This is a genomic window from Rhizobium sp. NLR10b (assembly GCF_019685435.1).
Lineage (GTDB): Bacteria > Pseudomonadota > Alphaproteobacteria > Rhizobiales > Rhizobiaceae > Rhizobium.
In genome coordinates, this window is record NZ_JABDWV010000005.1 from 185,435 (window position 1) to 208,171 (window position 22,737).

At 61.6% G+C, this 22,737-nt stretch carries 22 protein-coding genes and 1 pseudogene; 7 read left to right on the top strand and 16 right to left on the bottom strand.

From position 1 onward, the window contains the following. From HJB91_RS09810 to HJB91_RS09850, 9 genes are all read right to left on the bottom strand, one after another. Positions 1-1,032: an SPFH domain-containing protein gene (locus HJB91_RS09810; protein WP_210629864.1), complete on the bottom strand. Its 1,032-nt coding sequence runs from the start codon at positions 1,030-1,032 to the stop codon at positions 1-3. A gap of 143 nt (positions 1,033-1,175) precedes the next feature. Then, positions 1,176-2,210, bottom strand: a complete 1,035-nt coding sequence (gene hemH, locus HJB91_RS09815) for a ferrochelatase (RefSeq protein WP_210629865.1) — start codon at positions 2,208-2,210, stop codon at positions 1,176-1,178. 123 nt (positions 2,211-2,333) lie between these two features. Then, a complete protein-coding gene (locus HJB91_RS09820; RefSeq protein WP_221154561.1) occupies positions 2,334-4,307 on the bottom strand; it encodes a bifunctional metallophosphatase/5'-nucleotidase in 1,974 nt (657 codons plus the stop codon). Between the two features lie 202 nt (positions 4,308-4,509). Further along, positions 4,510-4,884: a hypothetical protein gene (locus HJB91_RS09825; protein ID WP_210629867.1), complete on the bottom strand. Its 375-nt coding sequence runs from the start codon at positions 4,882-4,884 to the stop codon at positions 4,510-4,512. A gap of 173 nt (positions 4,885-5,057) precedes the next feature. Further along, entirely contained in the window at positions 5,058-6,509 is a 1,452-nt protein-coding gene (locus HJB91_RS09830; protein WP_210629868.1) for a homospermidine synthase, read from the bottom strand. A gap of 166 nt (positions 6,510-6,675) precedes the next feature. After that, a complete protein-coding gene (locus tag HJB91_RS09835) occupies positions 6,676-6,960 on the bottom strand; it encodes a YciI family protein (RefSeq protein ID WP_221122975.1) in 285 nt (94 codons plus the stop codon). A gap of 2 nt (positions 6,961-6,962) precedes the next feature. Then, complete coding sequence (locus HJB91_RS09840) at positions 6,963-7,592, bottom strand: aminotransferase class IV family protein (RefSeq protein ID WP_221154563.1); 630 nt, start codon at positions 7,590-7,592, stop codon at positions 6,963-6,965. Then, complete coding sequence (locus HJB91_RS09845) at positions 7,589-8,743, bottom strand: aminodeoxychorismate synthase component I (RefSeq protein ID WP_221154565.1); 1,155 nt, start codon at positions 8,741-8,743, stop codon at positions 7,589-7,591. The genes HJB91_RS09840 and HJB91_RS09845 overlap by 4 nt, the downstream gene beginning before the upstream one ends. A 317-nt stretch (positions 8,744-9,060) precedes the next feature. Beyond that, on the bottom strand, positions 9,061-10,917 hold the full coding sequence (locus tag HJB91_RS09850) for a M3 family oligoendopeptidase (protein ID WP_210629872.1): 1,857 nt from the start codon (positions 10,915-10,917) through the stop codon (positions 9,061-9,063). 207 nt (positions 10,918-11,124) lie between these two features. Between HJB91_RS09850 and HJB91_RS09855 the strand changes: the two genes are divergently transcribed. Both HJB91_RS09855 and HJB91_RS09860 read left to right on the top strand, forming a co-directional pair. Continuing rightward, on the top strand, positions 11,125-12,669 hold the full coding sequence (locus tag HJB91_RS09855; protein WP_221122979.1) for a sigma-54 dependent transcriptional regulator: 1,545 nt from the start codon (positions 11,125-11,127) through the stop codon (positions 12,667-12,669). 178 nt (positions 12,670-12,847) lie between these two features. Further along, the gene (locus HJB91_RS09860; protein WP_221122980.1) at positions 12,848-14,689 is read left to right on the top strand and encodes a DUF882 domain-containing protein; all 1,842 of its coding nucleotides are present in this window, start codon (positions 12,848-12,850) and stop codon (positions 14,687-14,689) included. A gap of 156 nt (positions 14,690-14,845) precedes the next feature. On the opposite strand, the gene HJB91_RS09865 is transcribed toward HJB91_RS09860, so the two are convergent. From HJB91_RS09865 to HJB91_RS09875, 3 genes are all read right to left on the bottom strand, one after another. Next, positions 14,846-15,109 (bottom strand): DUF2312 domain-containing protein, encoded by a 264-nt coding sequence (locus tag HJB91_RS09865; RefSeq protein WP_008533181.1) that lies wholly within the window; start codon positions 15,107-15,109, stop codon positions 14,846-14,848. Between the two features lie 91 nt (positions 15,110-15,200). Then, entirely contained in the window at positions 15,201-15,506 is a 306-nt protein-coding gene (locus tag HJB91_RS09870; RefSeq protein ID WP_210629875.1) for a DUF1244 domain-containing protein, read from the bottom strand. Positions 15,507-15,533: 27 nt separating this feature from the next. Beyond that, positions 15,534-16,322 (bottom strand): N-formylglutamate amidohydrolase, encoded by a 789-nt coding sequence (locus HJB91_RS09875; RefSeq protein ID WP_221154694.1) that lies wholly within the window; start codon positions 16,320-16,322, stop codon positions 15,534-15,536. Positions 16,323-16,521: 199 nt separating this feature from the next. On the opposite strand from HJB91_RS09875, the gene HJB91_RS09880 reads away from it, so the two are divergent. The 3 genes from HJB91_RS09880 to HJB91_RS09890 all read left to right on the top strand — a co-directional run bounded on the left by HJB91_RS09880 (position 16,522) and on the right by HJB91_RS09890 (position 19,204). After that, complete coding sequence (locus HJB91_RS09880; protein WP_011426762.1) at positions 16,522-17,007, top strand: DUF1036 domain-containing protein; 486 nt, start codon at positions 16,522-16,524, stop codon at positions 17,005-17,007. Further along, positions 17,007-18,446, top strand: a complete 1,440-nt coding sequence (gene pyk / locus HJB91_RS09885) for a pyruvate kinase (protein WP_210629876.1) — start codon at positions 17,007-17,009, stop codon at positions 18,444-18,446. The genes HJB91_RS09880 and pyk overlap by 1 nt, the downstream gene beginning before the upstream one ends. A 122-nt stretch (positions 18,447-18,568) precedes the next feature. Then, positions 18,569-19,204: a LysE family translocator gene (locus HJB91_RS09890; protein WP_210629877.1), complete on the top strand. Its 636-nt coding sequence runs from the start codon at positions 18,569-18,571 to the stop codon at positions 19,202-19,204. A gap of 2 nt (positions 19,205-19,206) precedes the next feature. Here HJB91_RS09890 and HJB91_RS09895 read toward each other — a convergent pair whose 3' ends face one another. The 3 genes from HJB91_RS09895 to HJB91_RS09905 are packed head-to-tail and all read right to left on the bottom strand — an operon-like array spanning position 19,207 to position 20,572. Next, the gene (locus tag HJB91_RS09895; protein WP_210629878.1) at positions 19,207-19,758 is read right to left on the bottom strand and encodes a DUF4865 family protein; all 552 of its coding nucleotides are present in this window, start codon (positions 19,756-19,758) and stop codon (positions 19,207-19,209) included. Then, entirely contained in the window at positions 19,755-20,156 is a 402-nt protein-coding gene (locus HJB91_RS09900) for a cupin domain-containing protein (protein WP_207243468.1), read from the bottom strand. Before HJB91_RS09900 ends, HJB91_RS09895 begins: the two co-directional genes overlap by 4 nt. Continuing rightward, the gene (locus HJB91_RS09905) at positions 20,156-20,572 is read right to left on the bottom strand and encodes a tautomerase family protein (protein ID WP_221154568.1); all 417 of its coding nucleotides are present in this window, start codon (positions 20,570-20,572) and stop codon (positions 20,156-20,158) included. Before HJB91_RS09905 ends, HJB91_RS09900 begins: the two co-directional genes overlap by 1 nt. A 119-nt stretch (positions 20,573-20,691) precedes the next feature. Between HJB91_RS09905 and HJB91_RS09910 the strand changes: the two genes are divergently transcribed. Both HJB91_RS09910 and HJB91_RS30615 read left to right on the top strand, forming a co-directional pair. Continuing rightward, on the top strand, positions 20,692-21,600 hold the full coding sequence (locus HJB91_RS09910; RefSeq protein WP_221154570.1) for a LysR substrate-binding domain-containing protein: 909 nt from the start codon (positions 20,692-20,694) through the stop codon (positions 21,598-21,600). Positions 21,601-21,608: 8 nt separating this feature from the next. Continuing rightward, positions 21,609-21,728: pseudogene (locus tag HJB91_RS30615) on the top strand (phytanoyl-CoA dioxygenase); the annotation flags it as partial. Positions 21,729-21,763: 35 nt separating this feature from the next. Here the strand turns inward: HJB91_RS30615 and HJB91_RS09915 are convergent. Further along, positions 21,764-22,708, bottom strand: a complete 945-nt coding sequence (locus tag HJB91_RS09915) for a GlxA family transcriptional regulator (RefSeq protein WP_221154572.1) — start codon at positions 22,706-22,708, stop codon at positions 21,764-21,766. Positions 22,709-22,737 lie beyond the last annotated feature (29 nt).

Below are 22,737 nucleotides of genomic sequence, written 5' to 3' on the forward strand. Positions count from 1 at the left end.
TTATCGCTCCGGATCCGGATTGAAGGGATTGGGGGCCGGCGGATTGATCGGCGGCGTAGAGCGGATCGGCGCGGGACGCGGACGCGGCGGGGGCGGCGGCGGCGGATTGCCGGCGTCACCGAAGACTTCGCGGGCGATGGCGCCAATGCCGCCGAGCGAGCTCAGGATGGAAGAGGCTTCCATCGGCATCAGCACGATCTTGGAATTGGGCGCCGAGCCGACCGAGGCGAGCGCTTCGGTGTATTTCTGGGCGACGAAATAGTTGATCGCCTGAACGTCACCGGCGGCAATCGCCTCGGAGACCATCTTCGTCGCCTTGGCTTCGGCCTCGGCCAGTCGCTCGCGGGCTTCGGCGTTGCGGAAGGCGGCTTCGCGCTGGCCTTCGGCCTGGAGGATCGCGGATTGCTTGGCGCCTTCGGCCCTGAGGATCTGCGCATTGCGCGCGCCTTCGGCCTCGAGCACCTGGGCGCGCTTCTCGCGCTCGGCCTTCATCTGGCGGGCCATCGCATCGACGAGGTCGCGCGGCGGCTGGATGTCCTTGATTTCGACGCGGGTGACCTTGATGCCCCATGGCTGCACCGCCTCGTCGACGACGCGCAGCAGCCGGTCATTGATCGCGTCGCGGTTGGAAAGCAGTTCGTCGAGATCCATGGAGCCCATGACCGAGCGGATGTTTGTCATGGTGAGATTGAGGATGGCATTTTCGAGGTGGGAAACCTGGTAGGCGGCCTGGGCAGCATTCAGAACCTGAAAGAATGCGACGGCATCGGCTGAAACCGAGGCATTGTCTTTGGTAATCACTTCCTGGGTCGGCACGTTCAGCACCTGCTCCATCACGTTCATCCGCGCTCCGACGCGCTCGATGAAGGGAGTGATGAGGTTGAGGCCCGGCTCCAGCGTGCGGGTATAACGGCCAAAGCGCTCAATAGTGTAGCGATAGCCCTGCGGTACGGTCTTGATCCCGGCAAAGAGGACCAGAATGACGAAGATGACCAGCACGATTACGACGATGTCGAAGCCGCCGAACAGCATGAAAATTTCCTCCCATCGGCGCATGCGCAAGCGCCTCACAACTGATGTGGTGAATTAGCATGTTCTTTGCGAGGAAGAAATGACACGCGGATGCACCACCTCCAGCTGAAAAGGAGGCTCTAGGAAAGGTCTTTATCTTCTTCTCAGACCCAACCCTGCAATTCGCGGCGGACCACCTTTTCCAGCACCTTCATGCCGTCTTCGCTGTCGTTGAGGCAGGGAATATGGGTGAACTTGTCGCCGCCGTTCTCGTGGAACGAATGCGCGGCTTGTTCGGCGATTTCTTCCAGCGTTTCCAGGCAGTCGGAGACGAAGCCGGGATTGATGACGGCGATGCGCTTGACGCCGTCCTGGGCAAGCTTCTCCACCGTCTTGTCTGTATAGGGCTGCAGCCATTCTTCCGGCCCGAAGCGGGACTGGAAGGTGACCATGAAGTTTTCCTTGGTGAGCCCGAGCCGCTCGCGCAACAAGCGGCCGGTCTTTTGACATTGACAGTAATAGGGATCGCCCTGCTTGAAATAGGACATCGGAATGCCATGGAAGGAGGCGAGCAGCATCTCCGGCTTCCAGTCGAGCGTGGAAATATGTCTTTCGACGGATTGGGCGAGGGCTTCGATGTAGGTCTCGTTATCGTGATAATCGGGCACGGTGCGCAGAGCCGGTTGCCAGCGCATCGTGAGCAGCTTCTGGAAGGCCTTGTCGTTGACGGTTGCGGTCGTTGCCGCCGCATATTGAGGGTAGAGCGGGAAGAGCACGATACGATCGCAGCCTTCTTGCTTCAGCGCATCGATGCGCGAAGCGATCGACGGCGTGCCGTAGCGCATCGCCCAGTCGACCTTGACATTGTCGAGATCCCGTAGGCGCTCGGTCATCAGTTCCGACTGGTTGCGCGTGTAGGTGCGGAGATAACTTTCGTTCTTCTCCTTGTTCCAGATCAGCTCGTAGGCCTTGCCGACCTTCTGCGGGCGTCTGTTGAGCACGATACCAAAGAGGATCGGATACCACTTCCAGGGCGACCATTCGATGACGCGGCGATCGGTCAGGAATTCCTTGAGATAGCGGCGCATCGAGGTGTAGTCGGTGCCGTCGGGCGTGCCGAGATTGACCAGCAGCACGCCGATCTTGCCTGAATTGACGGCCGGATGGTCCGCCGGGCGAAGTGAAATATCTGCTGTCATTCTAGCCCCAACGCTCGTTGTCTCATCGGCTGATACGCAGCTTCGAGAACATGGTTCACCCTATAGAAAGAAAAGCCGGCCCGGGAAACCCCGAGCCGGCCGATGGTGTCGAGACAAATCGTCTTATTTTGCAGGAACCTGGATCTCCTTGCCAACCGTCAGGTGGTGCGGATTCGGCTTGCCGTTGGCCTCCGAAAGCTTCCGCCACAGCGTCCCATCGCCATAGAAGCTGACGGCGAGATCCCAAAAGGTGTCGCCGGCCGCGATAACGTGGGTGGAAGGCGTTGTTGCGGCGGGGGCGGAGGCCGCCGGAGCTGGTTCCGCCGCGGGCGCGGGAGCTGCCGGTGTTGCCGGGGCTGGCGCGGCCGGGGCAGGCTCGATGGCTGGTGCGGGTGCGGCCGGGGCCGCAGGGGCAGGAGCGGGCTCAGTGGCCGGCGCAGGTGCCGCCGGCGCGGGAGCCGCCGGTTCGGCAGCTGGCGCCTGTGCCACGGTCGCGCCGATTTCGGTGACGCGGCCATCGGTATAGGGCTTATAGGGCGAATGCGCGGCGACGTAGTCGGCGGTCACGTCGGCGAGATCCGGGCCGTAATCATAGGCGTTCTTGCCTTGCTTGAAGATCGAATAGCCGTCGCCGCCGGCTCGCATGAAGTTGTTGGTGGCGATCTTGTAGGTCTTGGCCGGGTTGATCGGCGCGAAGTTGTCGCCCTCCTTCACCTGGACATCGCTGACGCGGCTGCCGACTGGCTTCGACTGGTCGAACGAGAATTTCAGGCCGGCGACCTGCGGGAATCGGCCGGCGCCCTGATCGGCCTGGCTGACGCCGTTTTCGAGCGCCTTGACGACGTCCGCGCCGGTTGCTTCAAAAGTGGCGAGGGTATTCTGGAAGGGCAGGACAGTGATGACTTCGCCCTGGGTGATATCGCCGCCGTCGATCGAGGCGCGCAGGCCGCCGCCGTTCTGGAAGGCGATGGTGACGCCCTGGTTCTTGGTGCGATCGAGAATGGCATCGGCCACTAGATTGCCCATCGAGCATTCCTTGACGCGGCAGACCTTCCGGTCGCCCTCGATTGGGCTTTCGGAGGAGCCAATCACCTTTTTGCGCAGTTCCTCGATCGGTTTTGCCAATTCGGCGACGCGGGTGACGACGGCCGGATCGGGTGTGAAGGACGCGTCGATCAGGATCGGATCGCCCTTGGCTTCCTTGACGACGCCGTTATCGTCGAAATTGACGACGACGTCGCCGAGATATTTGCTGTAGGAGGCGGCCTGGACGACCGGCACCTTGTAGCCGCCCGGATTGTCGACCATCGTCGGATACGGGCCTTCAGCCTTCGGGTCGGTGTTGGAAAGCAGGCTGTGGGAGTGGCCGCCGACGACGACATCGACGTCCGGGATCTTGGCGATGAAAGCCAGGTCGCGGGGATAACCGACATGGGTCAGCGCGATGATTTTGTTGACCCCCTGGCTTTTCAGGTCCTGCACGGCTGATGTGATCGTCTGAACGTCATCTTCGATCGTGACATTCGGGCCGGGGGAGGAGAGCTCTGGCGTATCGTTGGTGACGGCGCCGACGATGCCGATCTTCTGGCCGCCGACATCGAGCACCAGCGAGGGCTTGATGCGGTCGCCGAGCTTGGAGGCGGCGCTCGCCTTGACATTCGCCGTCACGACGGGGAATTGCACCTTGTCGAGGAAGGTCGCAAGCCCGTCCTCGCTGTCGTCAAATTCATGATTGCCGACGGTCATGGCGTCGAACTTCATCAGGTTCAGGAATTCGGCTTCGGCCGCGCCCTTATAGGTGGTGTAGAAGAGCGAACCCTGGAAATTGTCGCCGGCATTCAGGAGAAGCACATTCTTGCCCGATAACGCCTGGCGGCGCTGGTCGATCGCGGTCTTCAGGCGGGCGGCGCCGCCGAAGCATTCCTTCTTGCCTTCCTCCTCGGCCGAGCAGGTGGAATCGAACTTGTTGATCGATTCGATGCGTGAATGGAAATCGTTGATGTGAAGAATATTGAGTTCGTAATCGGCAAAGGCGGCGCCCGCGCTCAGCGCCAGCATGGACGCGGTCAAAAGACCGAAGCTGAAAGACTTCGTCATCCTTGTTCTCCTGATTGAGGCGAGAGATCCCCCTGATCCTCGCCGATCCCTATAATGGTGTCAGGCGGTTTCCCGCGTGCCGATGTTTCAACAAACGACGCCTAGTCGCAAGAGTGAAGCTGGGTTTGCGGCGGCGCTTTCCAAGATGCCGCAAAACAAAAAAGCTCCCGAATGGGAGCTTTTGCAGGGTGATATTGAAGCATTACAAACGACGTGTAAGCGTGAACTGCGAATTCGTTGCAGTCGTACAATTCAGCTGGCTCGTGCCGCTCATGGCGCAATTAACCAGGGAAGTCGTCCGCTTAACATTCGAGTAAAGGTTTATCTGAATGATCCCATCGGGGGTTGTTGTATATGTTCCGGATGCCATCTGCGTGTTCGTTCCGTCGCTGGTGCGGGTTACGAATTGTCCATTCGTGAAGGCGGAGGTCAAGCCGTTGGCATCCGTCCATTCGCCTTCAACAGAATTTGTTGCAGGCGGCGCGACTGCGATCGGTCGCTGTTGCGGTCCTGATGAAACGCAGGCGGCAAGAGTGGCCGCTGCACCGACAAGAACAAGACCAGTTCTGATTTTCATAAGGCTTCTCCCGGCGATTCGGCGTGGCGGTCACCCGCCAAGTTCGGGCAAAACATGACGTGCGCTCGCCATGATGGCAAGGCTTGGAGCGGCGGCGGAGCCATTTATACAGCCAGCGTTACAAAAATGCCCGCCTTGCGGCGGGCATTGTCAAAATCCTGTGAGGGCGATTTTCAGCGAACGAGGACGTTCCTGAATTGCCACGGGTCCTTGGTGTCGATGTCCTCGGGGAAGAGACCGGGACGACCGTCGAGCGGGGTCCAGTCGGTGTAGTGTCCTTCGACCGGGCCGAGATAGGGCATCTGCACGTCGAGGCAGCGCTTGTAATCGATCTCATCCGCTTCGACGATGCCGGCCTTCGGGTTTTCCAGCGCCCAGACCATGCCGGCGAGAACGGCAGAGGTCACCTGCAGGCCGGTGGCGTTCTGGTAGGGCGCTATGCGGCGGGTTTCTTCCAGCGACAGGCGCGAACCATACCAGTAGGCATTCTTCTCATGGCCGTAGAGCAGGACGCCGAGCTCGTCGATGCCGTTCTCCAGCTCGTCCTCGTCGAGTACGTGGTGGACCGGCTGCGGGGTGCCGCCGTTGCCGAACATCTCATGCAGCGAGAGCACGGCGTCGTTGGCCGGATGGTAGGCATAGTGGCAGGTCGGACGGAATGTGACTTCGCCGTCCTTGTCGCGGACCGTGAAATAATCGGCGATCGAGATCGACTCGTTATGGGTTACGAGGAAGCCGTATTGAGGGCCGGGGGTCGGGCACCATGTGCGCACGCGGGTGTTGGCGCCCGGCTGCTCCAGGTAGATCGCCGCCTTGTTGCCCTTCTTGTGCTTCTTGGCGTTCTTCGGCATCCACTGCTCGTGCGTGCCCCAGCCGAGTTCGGCCGGCTGCATGCCTTCGGAGATGAAGCCTTCGACGGACCAGGTGTTCCAGAAGACGTTGAGCGGCTTCGGATGCTTGGTGCGCTGGGTGTCGCGCTCGGCGATGTGGACGCCCTTGACGCCGACCTTCTTCATCAGCTTGGCCCAGCCTTCGCGATCGTGCTGGTCCGGTTCCTCGAATTTAACGCCGATATCATTGGCGAGGTTGACGAGCGCCTGCTTGACGAACCAGGAGACCATGCCCGGATTGGCGCCGCATGTGGAGACGGCGGTGGCGCCGCCGGGGTTTTTCGCCTTTTCCCTGCGCACCGTCTCGCGCAGCGCATAGTTGGTGCGGTCGGCATTGCTCATGCCCTTGTCGAAATAGAAGCCGAGCCAGGGCTCGACAACCGTATCGATATAGAGAACATCGAGCTTGCGGCAGAGCTTGATGATGTCGAGCGAGGAGGTGTCGACCGAGAGGTTGACGCAGAAGCCCTGGCCTTCGCCTTTCGTCAGCAGGGGCTTCAGCAGCTCCTTGTAATTGTCCTTGGTGACATATTCCTGAATGTGGCGAACGCCGTGTTTCTTCAGGATCTCCATGTCGGAGGGTTCTTCACGCGGGTCGATGACGACCATCCGGCTCTTGTCGAATTTGAAGTGGCGCTCGATCAGGGGCAGGGTGCCGCGGCCGATGGAGCCAAAGCCGATCATCACGATCGGACCGGTAATTTCGGCATATACCGGATAGTTCTGTTCCGTCATTCTTTTCTCCTGTGGAAGGGGACGAAGGCGTTCAGCCTGAAGAATTCTTGTGAGATTGCCGCAGAAATTGCGAAGTGACCGGCTCTAACCACAAAACGCCGTCACAATAAAGAGCGTTGACGGGGAAAGGGCAAATATCGGGGCGACGAGATCATCTGACCGAAAATCATCGCTTCAGGATTTCCAGTCCTTCAACCGCCGTCGTTATCGCAAGTTCGGTGATTTCGTATTCGGCGACGTCGTGGATAGTGAAGGGATCGGCGGCGACATAGGCTTCGATTGCGGCACGGTCGCCGATGGCGAGGATCGCGCCGCCGGTGCGCGGCACCTTGCGGCCGGAGGCGAGAAACCAGCCTTTGGCGTAACCCTCCTTCACCCAGGCCATGTGCGGCTCCATGTGCCTGTCGGCCTCGTCGTTGGATTTGCGATAGGTAAGGGAGAGGATGAACATGATCATTTCCTGAGAAGGTTTGCGCGGATCAGTCCGCGCAGCGAGTTGCCGACATACAGCGTGCCGGCGTCAAGATCGGCAAGTGTGAGACGGCCGACGCGGGCCTTGCGCCCGCAGATGAGTTCGGTGCGCAGCACGCCGGCGAGCAGGCCGCAGGAGATCGGCGGGGTGCGCAGAATGCCGCTTCCGTCGTCGAGAAAGATGGAGGTGATGGTGCCCTCGCAGACTTCGTCGTGCTCGTTCAAGAGGATGACCTCGTCGGCTTCCGCCTGAGCATATTCGGCGCGGGCGGTCTCGTAGACGGTGCGCCGTGTGGTCTTGACGCGCAGCAGGCTGTCGGCGGAGTGGAGGCGGGTCTTGGCGATACGGACACTCCAAACGGACTGTGGCGCCAGCGGGATGAAGGGCGCGCTCGTCACCTCGATCTCGCCTTGCGGGTCGAAGGTCAGGCGGACGCGCAGCGGGCCGCCAGCGCCGGCAACGGCTGCTTCGAGCTTTGTTTGCGCATCGGTCGGCGGCGGAAAACCGAGGCGACGGGCGGAGCGGGAAAGCCGGGCCAGATGCAGGCGCAGACGGATGAAGCCTTCGCCGGGCTGCCAGCGCAGCGTCTCGATCAGCGAAAAATCGGTCATCGCGCGATCCACTGGTCGCCGACCGCGAAGCGGGCCTTGAGCAGGCATTCCTCATATTCGGCCTCGGCGGTGGAATCGAAGACGATGCCGCCGCCGACATTGAAGATAGCTTTGCCGCCGTCGAAAAGCGTGACGGTGCGGATGGCGACGGAAAAACGCATGGCGCCGGTCGGCGAGATCATGCCGATTGCGCCGCAATAGGCGTCACGCGGGGTATCTTCGAGCACGTGGAGAATCTCCATCGCCCGGATCTTCGGTGCGCCGGTGATCGACCCACAGGGGAAGAGGGCGGCAAAGATGTCGCGGATCGATAGTCCGGGTCGAAGTCTGGCCTGCACATGGCTGACCATCTGGTGGACGGTCGGATAGGTCTCGACGTCGAAGAGCTTCGGGACATTGAGCGTGCCGACCTCGGTGATGCGGGAGATGTCGTTGCGCAGGAGGTCGACGATCATGCGGTTTTCGGCCTGGGTCTTGATATCTGCCCGCATGGCCGCGATGATTTCGGCATCCTCGGCGGCAGTCGTGCCGCGTTTTGCCGTGCCCTTCATCGGGTGGGTTTCGATCCAGCCTTGCTCATCCGTGCGGAAGAAGAGTTCGGGTGAACGCGACAGGATGAGCGGACCGCCGAGATCGACCAGTGCGCCGTATTTCACCGGCTGGCGTCCGATCAGCGACCAGAAGGCGGCACGGGGATCGCCGCTCCAGCGAGCTTCAACCGGCATGGTGAGGTTCGCCTGATAGGCGTCGCCGAGCCGCAGGTGCTGGTGAAGACGGTCGAAACGCTCTTTATATATAGGGAAATCCCAGGCGGCCTTCGGGGCGGTGAGGAATTCCTCGTTTTCGAGACGCTGTTTCGGCTGGGCAAGTGGATGCGTGTCCGGCTGCGGTGCGTCGAAGACGCCGAAACAGAGGAGCGGCGTTTCGCGACCTTCTCCGGCAAAGGAAGCGAGTTTTTCTTCGAAGAGATATCCGGCCTCGTATGCCATGTAGCCCGCAAGCCATTTGCCCTTGGCCTTGGCCTCTTCCATGCGGGCGAGACCTGCGAAGAATTCGGCGCGCGTCCTGGCAAGGATGATCTCGGCGGGCTCGGCGAAAAGCATCACTTGGCCTGAAGTGTCGTCGCGGAAGAGAATATAGCGATCAGGCATGGTTGCGCCGCATCTTGCTTGGTCACCCGACGCTGGCGATGGTCTTGCTGCGGTAGGCCGGGACCGCGGCTACATCCACCCTCATTCCTGTGCTCGTCACAGGAATCCAGCCACGGCGCGTCTGCGCCGTGAATGACACAATTCCGGCACCTGAAGAGTCTCCCGCGTCCAAGGACTTGGGCGCGCTGGATTCCTGTGACGAGCACAGGAATGAGGGAGAGGGGGGTGCCGTCATGGTTCCTCGTGGACGTTGCAGAATGCGGCTGGCTGATCAATAGCCCGCCATGAGGTTCGCTCTTTCTGGCCTTAGCCGAGACTTACGCCCTATCTAGCGCTTCCAGCTCGTCAATCAGCCCTTCGATCATCGACAGGCCCTGGCTCCAGAACGACGGATCGGTTGCGTCGAGGCCGAAAGGCTTCAAGAGCTCGGAATGATGCTTGGTGCCGCCGGCCTTCAAGAGTTCGAAATACTTCTCCTGGAAGCCCTTCTCGGCCTTCCGGTAGACGGCATAAAGCGAATTGACCAGGCAGTCGCCGAAGGCATAGGCGTAGACATAGAAGGGCGAATGGACGAAGTGGGGGATATAGGCCCAATAAGTCTCGTAGCCCTCTGAAATATTGATCGCCGGCCCGAGGCTTTCCGACTGGACGGAGAGCCAGAGCTCGCCGATGTCGTCGGCGGTGAGTTCGCCTGCCTTGCGGGCGGTGTGCAGCTTGCGCTCGAATTCGTAGAAGGCGATCTGGCGCACGACCGTGTTAATCATGTCCTCGACCTTTTGGGCAAGCATCGCCTTGCGCTCGCGCTTGTCGGTGGTCTTTTCCAGGAGCGCGCGGAAGGTCAGCATCTCGCCGAAGACGGATGCGGTCTCGGCCAGTGTCAGCGGCGTCTGGCACATCAGCGCGCCCTGCGCGCCGGCAAGAACCTGATGGACGCCGTGGCCGAGTTCGTGGGCAAGCGTCATAACGTCGCGCGGCTTGCCCATATAATTGACGAGCACGTAGGGGTGAGCCGAGGGAACCGTCGGATGAGCGAAGGCGCCGGGCGCCTTGCCTGGGCGAACCGGGGCATCGATCCATTGCTCGTCGAAGAAGCGTCTGGCGATATCGGCCATCTCGGGGGCGAAATTGCCGTAAGCCGAGAGCACCGTGTCCTTCGCGTCCGCCCAGGAGATCACGGCGCTCGACGTTTCCGGAAGGGGCGCGTTGCGGTCCCAGAAATTCATCTGCTCCATGCCGAGCCATTTCGCCTTCATCTTATAATAGCGGTGCGAAAGGCGGGGATAGGCTTCCCGGACGGCTGCGGCCAAGGCGTCGACAACCTCGCGCTCGACGCGGTTTGCCAGATGTCTGGAGTCGGCGATATCCTCGAAGCCGCGCCAGCGGTCGGAGATATCCTTGTCCTTAGCAAGCGTATTCGTGATCAGCGTGAAGATGCGGATATTCGCCTTGAAGGTTTCGGCGAGAGCCATGGCCGCCTTGCGGCGCACTTCCGGATCCTTCTCCTGCAGCATGTTCAGCGCCACCTCGAGCGGCACTTTCTCGCCATCGATCTCATAACGAAGTTCCGCCATGGTTTCGTCGAAGAGGCGATTGAAGGCGGAGGCCGATGTCATCGACTTCTCAAGGAAGAGCTGCTCCAGCCTGTCGTCGAGCTGATAGGGCTTATCTTTACGCAGGTCGATCAGCCAGGGGCGATAATGGCCGGCATCGGGGTCCTTCGCCATGCAAGCGTCGATGACGGCGTCGTCGATCCGGTTCAGCTCGAGCGCGAAGAACAGGAGATGGCCGGAGAATTCGGTGACCTTGGCCTGGACGTCGCCGTAGAGCTTGCCGTTGGCCGGATTGGTGGTGTCGGAGAAATAGGTGAGGCCGGCAAAGGAGCCGAGGCGGCCCATGATATCGTCAAGCGCCTCATATTCCTTCAGCGCCGCGCCGATGCCTTCGGTGCCGGTCTTCACTGCTGCTTCGGCGAGTTTGCCCTTCCACTTTTCTTCGAAAGCGATCGCGGCCTTGCCGGCCTTTTCCATGTCGGCGACGAAGGCGGTGGACGTGGCGGAGGGATAAAGATCCTGCAGTTTCCAGACCGGCAGGTCGCCGAGCGCCGGATCGGCCGCCGCCCCGGCTGGCGTTGCTGGCGAGAAAAAAAAGCCGGCGTGCAGGGGCTCGATTTTCATGGGCGCAATTCCTCTCCACTTTATAACAGGTCTGTTTGAATAAGCGCGAGAAGGCACCGCATCAAGGGCCTTTCGGCGCATAAAAGGCCTCGCTTCGGCACGAAATCGGGTCTTCGCAATCGTTAAAATGCAATTATTTCTCAAAACTGGATGTTCAAGCCTTTCTGCCAGAGTGCGCTTCATGGTTTCGCATGAAGTGGAGCGACAATGACCGGTTACAATGAGCTCAAGGGAGCAGGGCAAATCCTCGTGGTCGAGGACGACCCGGTGCAGCGCCGTCTGCTCAAGAACGCAATCGAGCGTCACGGCCATGTCGTGCACCAGGCAGAAAACGGCCGCATCGGCCTGGAAATGGTCAAACGCGACAGCGGCCTTTTCAATGTCATCGTGCTCGACCTGATGATGCCCGAGATGACCGGCCTCGAATTTCTCGACGCGCTTCACGAATTCGGCACGCAGATCCCGGTTATCGTGCAGACGGGCCAGGGCGGTATCGAGACCGTGGTGCAGGCGATGCGCGCCGGCGCCTTCGATTTCGTCGTCAAGCCGGTCTCACCCGAACGGATCGCCACCTCGATCGCGAATGCGATGAAGCTGGACCAGCGCGAGGTGAAGGCGCGGGCGGGACGCCGGTCGCGCTCGGGCTCGGTCGGCTTCGACGATATCGTTTCGGCCAGCCCGGCGATGATCCGCGTCATCGATCTCGCCCAGCGGGCGGCTCAGTCCAACATTCCCGTCGTGCTCGAAGGCGAATCCGGCGTCGGCAAGGAGCTGGTGGCGCGCGCTATCCAGTCCGGCGGCGACCGCTCGAACAAGCCGTTCGTCACCGTCAATTGCGGGGCGATCCCGCATAATCTTGTCGAGAGCATTCTCTTCGGTCACGAGAAGGGCGCGTTTACCGGCGCGACCGAACGTCACATCGGCAAATTCATGGAAGCCGATGGCGGCACCATCTTCCTCGACGAGATCGGCGACTTGCCGCTCGAGGTGCAGGTGAAACTCCTGCGCGCCGTGCAGCAGGGCGAAATCGAGACGGTCGGCGCGCGCACCGCGCACAAGGTCAATGTCCGGCTGATCTCGGCGACCAACAAGGATTTGATCGAAGAGGTCAAGAACGGCCATTTCCGCGAGGACCTCTATTATCGCCTCAACGTCTTCCCGATCACCATTCCGGCGCTACGCAAGCGCAAGGAAGACATCCCGCACCTGGTGCGCGTCTTTACCGACCGCTTCTCCAGCGAGCAGAAGAACGGCCGCCGCATGACTGTCAATTCAGGCGCGCTGGCACTGCTGACCGCCTATGATTGGCCAGGCAATATTCGCCAGCTCGAAAATGCGATCTTCCGTGCGGTCGTTCTCGCCGAAGGGCCGGAGCTGACGGAGGCGGATTTCCCGCAGATCGCCGCCCAGCTTCCGGAATATGAAGTGGTGGACCACCTGGCGCTCGTTGCCGACAATACCGGCCTCGACCCGGATGAAGCCTACGGCGAGGAATACCGGGCGCCGATGCCGGGTGAGGTGCACCACCGCCTGCCGGAGACTTCCGAAAACGCCATTGCCAGCGTCAATCCCTCCGGAGACGTGCGCAAACTCGCCGACGTCGAGGAGGAACTCATCCGATTCGCACTCAAATTCTATCGTGGGCAGATGAGTCAAGTAGCGCGCAAACTTGGCATCGGCCGGTCCACACTTTATCGCAAGCTCAAAGATTACGGCATAGATCCCGATAATCCCCAGAAAGATGCGGCTTAAGCCCCATTTATTAAGACTCGGGCAACCACGATTTGTTACTGATCATAAACCACTTGTTAGTGGCTCGTTCACTATGTAAAGAAAAGGTTGATCATGTGTGGCATTTTTGCCATCGTGTGACCGCATTTGACAGTCATCTGAGACAGTACGGGACATTGTCTGTCTGACGGGGATCGAGTTGCCGAATCTGAATGGGAATTCCAAGCCTTCGCGCTTGAGCTGGCGTTCTTTGTGCGCCGACATCTGCGGAAAGGCAGTGAGGACGGCGGCGGCCGCCCTTCTTGCGCTTGCGGTTTCCTCACCGGTATTCGTCAGTACACCTTCTCAGGCAGCGGGCGAAACCCGCAGCCTCAAGCTCTATTTCATCCATACCGGCGAAAAAGCCGTCATTACCTACAAGCGTAACGGCAAGTTCGACCCGAAGGGTCTGGAGCAGCTGAACCGCTTCCTGCGCGACTGGCGCAAGAACCAGCCGACGAAGATGGATCCGCGCCTGTTCGACCTGATCTGGGAAGTCTACCGCCAGAGCGGTTCGCGGGACTACATCAACGTCGTCTGCGGTTTCCGTTCGCCGGCGACCAACGAGATGCTGCGCGGTCGCTCGCGCAATTCCGGCGTCGCCGAAAAGAGCCAGCACATGCTCGGCAAGGCGATGGACTTCTTCATTCCCGACGTCAAGCTTGCGGCGCTGCGGGCCATCGGCATGAAGATGCAGATCGGCGGCGTCGGCTTCTATCCGAAATCCGGTTCACCCTTCGTGCATATGGATGTCGGCGGGGTTCGCGCCTGGCCGCGCATGAGCCGCGACGAGCTTGTCCGGCTTTTCCCGAACGGCAACACCATTCACATTCCGGCCGACGGCAAGCCGCTGCCCGGCTATCAGCAGGCGATGGCCGATTACAAGCGCCGCGTCAACGGCACGCAGATCGAGATCGCCAGTGCGTCCGAATCGGCGCCGAAACACAAGACGCTGTTTGCAGCGCTGTTTGGCGGCGGGGCGGATGAACAGGAAGATGACACAGACGATTCGGCTCCCGTTGCTGTCGCCAAGGCGACGCCGCCGAAGGTCGAGCCTGCTCCTGCCGAGCCGCAGCAGACGGAGGTCGCAGCCCTGAACGCGCCGGTGCCGCAGGTTCGCCCGGCCTTCAGCAACCAGCCGGCCGGCAGCGAAATGGCCAGCGCGCTGGTGGCGCCGTCTTCGGGTAACGCCGCGCAGCAGGCCCTTGCCGCGGCGCTTCCTGCCGATCAGGCCCAGCCGCAGCAATTCGCCGATCTCAGCGCCTACAGCATTCCCGTTCCCTCGCTTCTCGGTCAGCGCCGCGCGCCTGGTGACGCCGAGGTCGCGTCGGTCGATCCGAACATGCAGAACGGACTGCCGGTTCCCACTCCGGTCGAGCGCCCTGCCGTTGCCGAAAATCTGCTTGCTGCGGCGGATGCTGATCCGGAAGCGGAGGCAGACGAAGCCGATCAGGATGGCGGCCTGTCTCCTGCCATCGCCGACGCGCTCGAGCAGCAGAATAAGGATACGGAAAGCCAAGTCGCCTCGCATGAGCCCGGCATGAGCGTGGAGCAGGCAATCGCCGCCGCGATGCCGCAAAAGGCGCCCGCCGAAAAGCCGTCATTGCAGCTCGCTGCCTTGGCGCCGGCGACCAAATCGGCAAGCTTCGGTGATGCTTTCGACGCGCCGGCTGCCGAGAGCCCCGCGCCGCAGCCCCTCCCGGTCAAAGGCGGCCGTCCGACGCAGAAAGAAGCCGCCGCAGCCGATGCCAGCCGCGCGACGGTGCGTACCGAGCCGAAGCTGACGCAGAAGATGATCTCGCAGTGGGCGCTGACCAATGCCCGTCTCGAAATGGCGTCCAAGCAGGTCAAGGCGCCGCGCTTCGTCAGCCAGACGATGCGCGCCCAGCCGACCGCTGTCTATGCCGAGGGCTTCAACGTCAAGACCGCCTCGGTCGATCCGGCCCGTTTCAGCGGCACGGCCGTCAACTTCATGGAAGTGCGCAAGTTCAACACGAACTGAGCCCGCCGATCTCGTCAGACCGAAAAACCGGCAGAGTGATCCGGCGGTTTTTCTTCTGACTGTTCGAACGTTTGAACAGTTGGTCGGCAGCAGGATCCGGCGCAAAAGAAAAGCCGCCGGAGGCGGCGGCTTTCGATAGCAGCGATGTCGGCGAAATCAGCCTTCCGGCGGCGCTTCGATCATGCCGAGCGCATGCAGATAGGTGTCGAGGATTGCTTCCTCCTCCATGCGCTCCTGCTCGTCCTTTTTGCGCAGCGCCACGACCTTCTTCAGAATCTTGGTATCGAAGCCCATTCCCTTGGCCTCGCCATAGACGTCCTTGATGTCGTCGGCGATGGTCTTCTTTTCTTCTTCCAGCCGTTCAATGCGCTCGATGAAAGCGCGAAGCTGATCGCGGGCGACGCCATGAGCATCAGACATCGTGTTCTCCTGATTTTTCGGTGATCAATTTTGGATGCACGTGACTGCCGCGAAGCGGCGTCACGGTCAAGCCCGTTAAAGGCCAAGCGGACTATTTGTGTGGCTTGTTCAGCTCAAATGCCGCCTTTTGCACAGGTGAGGCCTCCTTCTGGTGGAGGTTCTTCCAGTCCTCATAGGGCATGCCGTAGATCATCTCGCGCGATTCGTCCCGGCTGATCGGAACACCTTGGGCCCCGGCGGCCTCGCGATACCAGTTCGACAGGCAGTTGCGGCAGAAGCCGGCCAGGTTCATCAGATCGATGTTCTGGACGTCGCTGCGGTCACGAAGATGTGCGATCAGACGGCGGAAGGCGGCGGCTTCGAATTCGGTCTGTTGTTCCTTGCTGAGCGCGGTCATCTCGCTCTCCTTTCATTCCATGGGCCCTCAATAGGGGCCGGTGCGCGACTGGTGGACGTCGTATTCGTGCAGGGCCGGATCGGCATTCATCGCCGCAAAAATCGGCGCCAGGCGCTCGGCCCATGCCGATATGCCGGCTTCATCAGCGATCAAATCCTGACGCACTTCGAGCAGGGCATGCGGAATGCCTGTCACCATGCAATGGCGGTACATGGTATCGCCCTTCAAAGCGCCGTCATAGGGTTCGTTGTCGCCGACGACGAGATCGGGATCGGCGCGAAGCATATCGAGCAGCGGGCCGACGGCGCGCCGGTCACTGTCCCAGAGAACGGCGGCGTGCCAGGGTCGGGGAATGCTCTTCCACGCTGGCGTGAAAGAGTGCAGCGACAGTACCAGCGGTGCCTTGCCGGTGCTATTCGCCACGGTGTCGATCGTGCCTGCCACGGCATCGTGGTAGGGCCGATGAAAGGCTTCGATCCGGTAATTCCATTCCTGCGGCGTGATTGGGTGATTGCCTGATATCACGGCGCCGTCCGAGATCTTCATGATCAGCGTCGGGTCGTCCTCCCCGCGGTTCGGGTCGATCAGCAGGCGCGAGAAACCGCCGAGCACTGCCGGTACGCCGAGCTTCGCTGAAAGCTGTCGCGTCAGGCCCTCGATGCCGATGTCGTAGGCAATGTGGCGGGCAAAGGCCGACCCAGGCAGGCCGAGCCTCTCATACCGGGCGGGAAGACGGTTCATCGCGTGATCGGCGATGATCACCATGCCTTTATCACGTTTTCCGGGTAGAATTTCGAAGGATTGAAAGTCGTCCATGAAGGAATTGCCGTTGATCATTGCGCAGTCGTGCCCAGTGATTGCATGCGCCCGCGACCGGTTCAAGCGTGACAGGCGGCGAGAGCGGATATGAACCTCCGCAGCCAGCTATGAAAGGGAATATAATCGATTAGCATTGCGTTGACTTTCGGATGAGGGCGGCGCAAGAAGACACGGATACGAATAACCGTGGAGCTATTTGGGAGCCGTGTTGATTCAAGCCGCGCCAAGTTTCCTCACGCGGTCCGGACCGTTGGTCCGACTCGCCCTGTTTGCTCTTGCAGCCGCCATGCCGTTCTTCATCGCAGATGCCGCACGCGCCGATTTTCGCGTCTGCAACGGAACGCAAAATCTGGTCGGGGTGGCAATCGGATACAGGGCCAAGGACGGCTGGATCACGGAGGGTTGGTGGCAGGTGCCGGCAACGACCTGCGCCACGCTGATCGAGGGAGAATTGCAGTCGCGCTATTATTACCTCTACGCAGAGGACGCCGCCCGGGGAGGACGGTGGACGGGGGACGTGCAGATGTGCGTGGCGGAAAACGAATTCAAGATTTCGGGCGTGCAAGATTGTTATGCCCGGGGTTACCAGAAGATGGGATTCAAGGAATATGACACGGGCCGCCAGGGCAGCTGGATGGTTCAACTCTCCGACACCCCAGGGACGCAAGAAAGTCAGAATTGATGAAGCGTAATCGCAAAGTTAAAATCCTCGCCACCCTCGGGCCCGCCTCCGCCGAGGAATCGATGATCGAGAAGCTGCACCAGGCCGGTGCCGACGTCTTCCGCATCAATATGAGCCATGCGAGCCACGACCTGATGCGAACGCTCATCCAGCGCATCCGCTCGGTCGAGGCGCGCTCTGGCCGGCCGATCGGCATTCTCGCCGATCTGCAGGGACCGAAGCTGCGCGTCGGCAAGTTTACCGACAGCAAGGTCGACCTGAAACCCGGCCAGACCTTCACGCTCGACAACAATGAAGCGCTTGGCGACGCCACGCGCGTCTACCTGCCGCATCCCGAGATCCTGGAATCGGTGCAGCCTGGCCACCGTCTGCTGATAGACGACGGCAAGCTCGCCCTGCGCGCAGAAAAATGCGACGGCAAGAGCATCGTCACGACGGTGATCTCCGGCACGCGCATTTCCGACCGCAAGGGAGTCAGCCTTCCCGACACGCTGCTTGGCGTCGGTGCGCTGACCGACAAGGACCGTTCCGATCTCGATGCCGTGCTCGCCACCGACGATGTCGACTGGGTGGCGCTTTCCTTCGTCCAGCGCCCGGACGATCTTGCCGAGGTGCGCAAGATCGCCCGCGGCCGCGTTGGTCTGATGTCGAAGATCGAAAAACCGCAGGCTCTCGAGCGGATCGAAGAGATCATCGAGCTTTCCGATGCCTTGATGGTCGCCCGCGGCGATCTCGGCGTCGAAATGCCGCTCGAATCGGTTCCCGGCATTCAGAAGCAGCTGATCCGCGCCTGCCGCCGGTCGGGCAAGCCGGTGGTCGTCGCCACGCAGATGCTGGAATCGATGATCTCGGCGCCGGTTCCGACGCGCGCCGAAGTTTCCGACGTCGCGACCGCCGTCTTCGAAGGCGCCGATGCCGTCATGCTCTCGGCCGAATCGGCCTCGGGCGACTATCCCGTCGAGGCCGTCTCGACCATGGCGTCAATTGCCGGCGCCATCGAGCGCGAGCCGCATTATCCCGGCATCATCTATGCCCAGCGCGCCCAGCCGGAAGCGACCGGCGCCGATGCGATCTCGCTTGCCGCCCGCCAGATCGCCGAGACGCTGAAGCTGTCGGCGATCGTCTGCTACACCTCCTCCGGCACGACGGGCCTGCGCGCCTCGCGCGAGCGCCCGCAGGTGCCGATCCTGGCATTGTCGCCGATCATCAAGACGGCGCGCCGGCTTGCCGTCGTCTGGGGCCTGCATTGCGTCGTCACCCATGATGCGACCGATCTCGACGACATGGTCAACCGCGCCTGCCGCATCGTCGCCGACGAAGGGTTCGGCAAGCCAGGCGATCGCATCATCATCTCGGCCGGCGTGCCGCTCGGCACGCCCGGCGCCACCAACATGCTGCGCATTGCCTATATCGGATCGGACGGCCAAAGCGGCATCTGATCCGATCGCATCCCTGATGAAGCCCGCTGCCTGACGAGGCGGCGGGCTTTTTTGTTGCTGGGTCCGGCATTGCCAAGGGTTGCGGCGCGTGCAAGTCTCGGTCCAGGTTTGGAGGGATCACAATGGATGTCGTCACGCTTATCGCTTTTGCAGCCGTTTCCTTCGTCGGCATCGCGACACCGGGGCCAACGGTGCTGCTGGCGCTGACCAACGGTTCAAGGCATGGCCTGCGCCGCGCGGTCGCCGGCATGATCGGCGCGGTGCTTTCCGATTTCGTGCTGATCGGCGCCGTGGCGGTCGGGCTCGGGGCGCTGCTTGCGGCATCGGAATTCTGGTTCTCGATGCTGAAATGGGCGGGTGCGGCCTATCTCGCCTTTCTCGGCATCATGCTGCTGCGCTCGAAAGGCACCATCGATGCGGCGTTGAAATCTGGCGAGGCGCCAGGCGGGCGATCGGCCTTTTCGATCGGCCTGAAGAGCTTCATGGTCGCGGCGACCAATCCGAAAGGCTACCTGTTCTTCTCGGCCTTCCTGCCGCAGTTCATCGATCCCACCCAGCCACAGCCGGGGCAGTATGCGCTTCTGGCGCTCATTTTTGCCGCGATCGATTTTATTATCATGTTCGGCTACGCCTTCTTCGGCTCGCAGGCGGTACGCTTTCTGAAGACCTCTGGCGCCTTATGGCTGGAGCGGGCATGCGGCGGAGCGCTGCTCGCCCTTGCCGGGTCGCTTGCCTTCTATCGCCGGGCAACAACTTGATCTCAGCGAGGCAGGGACAGGTGGCCGACACGAAAGGCTTGCGTGTGCCCACCGATCTCGGGCATCTCTTTCCATAGCCTGAAGCGCACGCGCGTCCAGGTCGTCGGTTCGAAGCCGGAGACGGAGGCGAGCGCGCCTGCTTCCAGATCGGCTACGGCTTCTGCGCTTTCGGCCCGGCGGGTATCGGCGAGCGGCGAGTAGGGTTCCGTCTGCATGATATCGCGGGTGGCAAAGGCCGCTGCTGCGATATCGGGAGAGACGGCCGCCTGCCAGACAATCCATGTCCTCACCTGAGGCCAGCCGAAGGCGCCGGTGAGCGCTTCGAAGCCCGGCCCGCAGAGGAACTCGTTTGCTCCCTCGGGCTTCTGCCAGAGATAGAAGGGTGCGTAGAGGTTGTCGCGGCCGCCGAATTCGTTCCTGCGTGCGCTGAGATAGGCCTTGAAGCCGAGATTGGGGAAGCCGTCGAGTAATGGTCCCTTTTCGCGGATGCGGCGGTCGATGATCGACATGTCGTAGTCGGCCGGCAGGGTGAAGCTGTATTGCATGCCGATCATGGCCGTGCGTCCACCGGATCCAGCCATTCGACGAAGCTGCCATTGTCCGCCGGCTGGATGCTGATATAGCTGAACGGGCTGTCATCGGCAGCGCCATGCCAGTGGCGTTCGCCGGGCGCAAACCAGACCGCATCCCCGGCACGCAATTCTTCGACCGGGCCGCCCTCGTTCTGAGCCAGGCCTTGTCCCGAAAGGACATAGAGCAACTGCCCCCTGGGATGGGTGTGCCAGCGGGTGATAGTGCCGGGATCGAGGGTTGCGCGCATCGCAGTGTTTTCACCGTCGGCGCCTTCGAGCAGCATCTCGACCCAGAAGGGCGCGGTTGCCACGCCTTCGGGCGAGCGGACCACCTTGCCGGGACGGCTGACGGTCATCGTTTTCGGGTTCGAAGCGCTCATTACCGGCCTCCTGCTACCCGCAGTCGCCAGTCCGGATCGGTCATCTGGGCGATGCCGTTGCCGAAGGACCAGTCATCAGGCGCGCTGGTGCTGATGACGATCATGATGTCCTCGGGCCGAAGGCCGGGCGACACTGCCAGGAGATCCGCGAGCCGCCGGTAGAGTGCGGCCTTCATCTCGGCCGTGCGGGGTCTGCCGATGGTGATCGAGATGTAGACGAAATCGCCGGAGCGCGGACCTGCGAGATAGCTGCGATCGAAGATCAGCTCGTTCTCGTCATGCTGGTGGATGGCCTGGAAGCGGTCGTTTTCGGGCACGTCGAAAGTCTCGACTAGCGCGCGCTGAATATTGTCCGCGAGCGCCGCGAGATAGTCTGGCGACTTGCCTTTGCGAAGGGAAATTCGAACGAAGGGCATTGGGGTTCTCCATGGTTCTGGCCGGTTCCCCGGCCTTGACAATGAAACCATCTCACAGCACGATGATGCTGAAAATCAGAATTTTATGGATTAATGATCCCAAAAACCAGGACTATATGATGCGACGGACGATCTTTGATCTCGATGTGCTTCGGACCTTTTCGACCGGCATGGAGCTCGGCAATTTCGCCAAAGCGGCAGAAAAGCTCGGGCGTTCGACGTCAGCGATCAGTGCGCAGTTGAAGAAGCTGGAGGAACAGGCGGGCACGCCGATCTTCCGCAAGGCGGGCCGCGGACTGGCGCTGACCGATGCCGGCGAAACGATGCTCGGTTACGCCAGACGGCTGCTGGAGCTCAACGATGAGGCGGCGGCGGCCGTGCACAGCGTCGAGCTGGAAGGCTGGGTGCGGCTCGGCCTGCAGGAGGATTTCGGCGAGACCCTGTTGCCCGAGGTGCTCGGCCGTTTCGCTCGCGCCCATCCAAAGGTACGCATTGAGGCTCGAGTGGTGCGCAATGCCGAACTGCTCGATCGGGTCACCTCAGGCAAGCTCGACCTGGCGCTGGCCTGGAGCGATGGGACGTTGACGGCACATTGTGAGGCGATCGGCGAGGTGCCGATGTGTTGGATCGGGCCTGCAGAAGGGCAGCCAGTCTGGCATGCTGCGAGTGGCGAGCCAATGCCGCTTGCCTCGCTGGAGGCGCCGTGCCTGTTGCGCTATGCGGCGACCCGGGCGCTTGACGAGGCTGGCATTTCCTGGCGGCTCGCCTTTGTCAGCCCCAGTCTCGGCGGCCTCTGGGCCGCGACGGCGGCGGGCCTCGGTTTTACCATTCGTACCCCGGTCGGCTTACCGGCAAAGGTCCGGACGCTTCAGCCGGAGGCCGTCGGCCTGCCTGGTTTGCCGAAGCTCGGGCTGGTCCTGCATCGGGCCGAGGCCGAACTGCAACCGGCCGCGGCCCGGCTTGCCGAGCTCGTGCAACAGTCGGTGCGGGGCGCCCTGCCAGCGAGTGATGGCCTGATATCTCATTGACCCCGTCGGAAAGGCGCTTCATGGCGCAGCCCGGCCTTGCACGTTCTGAGCCTCTTCGGCTCGAACAGCAGGACGGCGTCTATTCGCCGGTCGATCCCGCGATCCGCCGGGCGCTTCACCTGTCGTAGCGAGAAGGGGCACCCGGTGGTCGCCGACTGGGTACTCACATCTGCCGTTCCAACTGGGCGTTGCGGCGGATCGCCTGCGGCGGCTGACCGAAGGCGCGCAAAAAGGCGCGGCGCATGCGTTCGCGATCGGCAAAGCCAGTTTCGTCGGCAACCACGTCGATCGGATGGCGGCTTTGCTCCATCATCAGCCTGGCGGCTTCGAGCCTCAAGTTCTCGACGGCCTTGGCCGGCGACTGGCCCGTTTCGGCGCGGAAGGCGCGGCTGAACTGGCGGGGGCTGAGATGAGCGGCTTCCGCCAGTTCTTCCACCGAAAGCTGAGATTTCAGATTGCTGCGGGCAAAGTCCAGCGCCTTCCGAATGCGGTCCGATTTCGGCTCGAGTTCCAGCAGCGCGGAAAATTGCGACTGACCGCCGGCGCGGCGGTGATAGACGACGAGCATTCGCGCAATGGCGCGGGCGACTTCGATGCCGTGGTCCTTCTCAACCATCGCCAGTGCAAGGTCGATCCCGGCGGTCATGCCGGCGGATGTCCAGACCGAACCGTCGATGATGAAGATGCGATCCTCTTCCACCCTGATCTTCGGATAACGCGCCTTCATCTCGCGGGCGAGGCACCAATGCGTCGTCGCGCGGCGACCGTCGAGAATACCGGCTTCGGCGAGGAAGAAGGCGCCGGTGCAGATCGAAGCGACGCGGCGGGAGGCACCTAGTGCGGCGCGAATGAAGGCGCTTTCGCCAGGCTTCGGGAAGATGAGGTCAGGTGCACCGACGACGACCAGCGTGTCGAAGACCGGATCGCCGAAAGGCTCGGTCTCGACCGACATACCGAGCGAGGTGCGCAATGTTCCGCCCGCTTCGGAGATGTAGGTGATGTCATAAGCCTTCCGGCCGAGTTCGAGATTGGTGAACTCGAAGACCGAGACAGCGGCCAGGCTCATGATCTGAAAGCCGGGATAGAGCAGGAAAGCGACATGCTGCATGGCTGAACCTCCTGTGTCCTAAAAGGTGG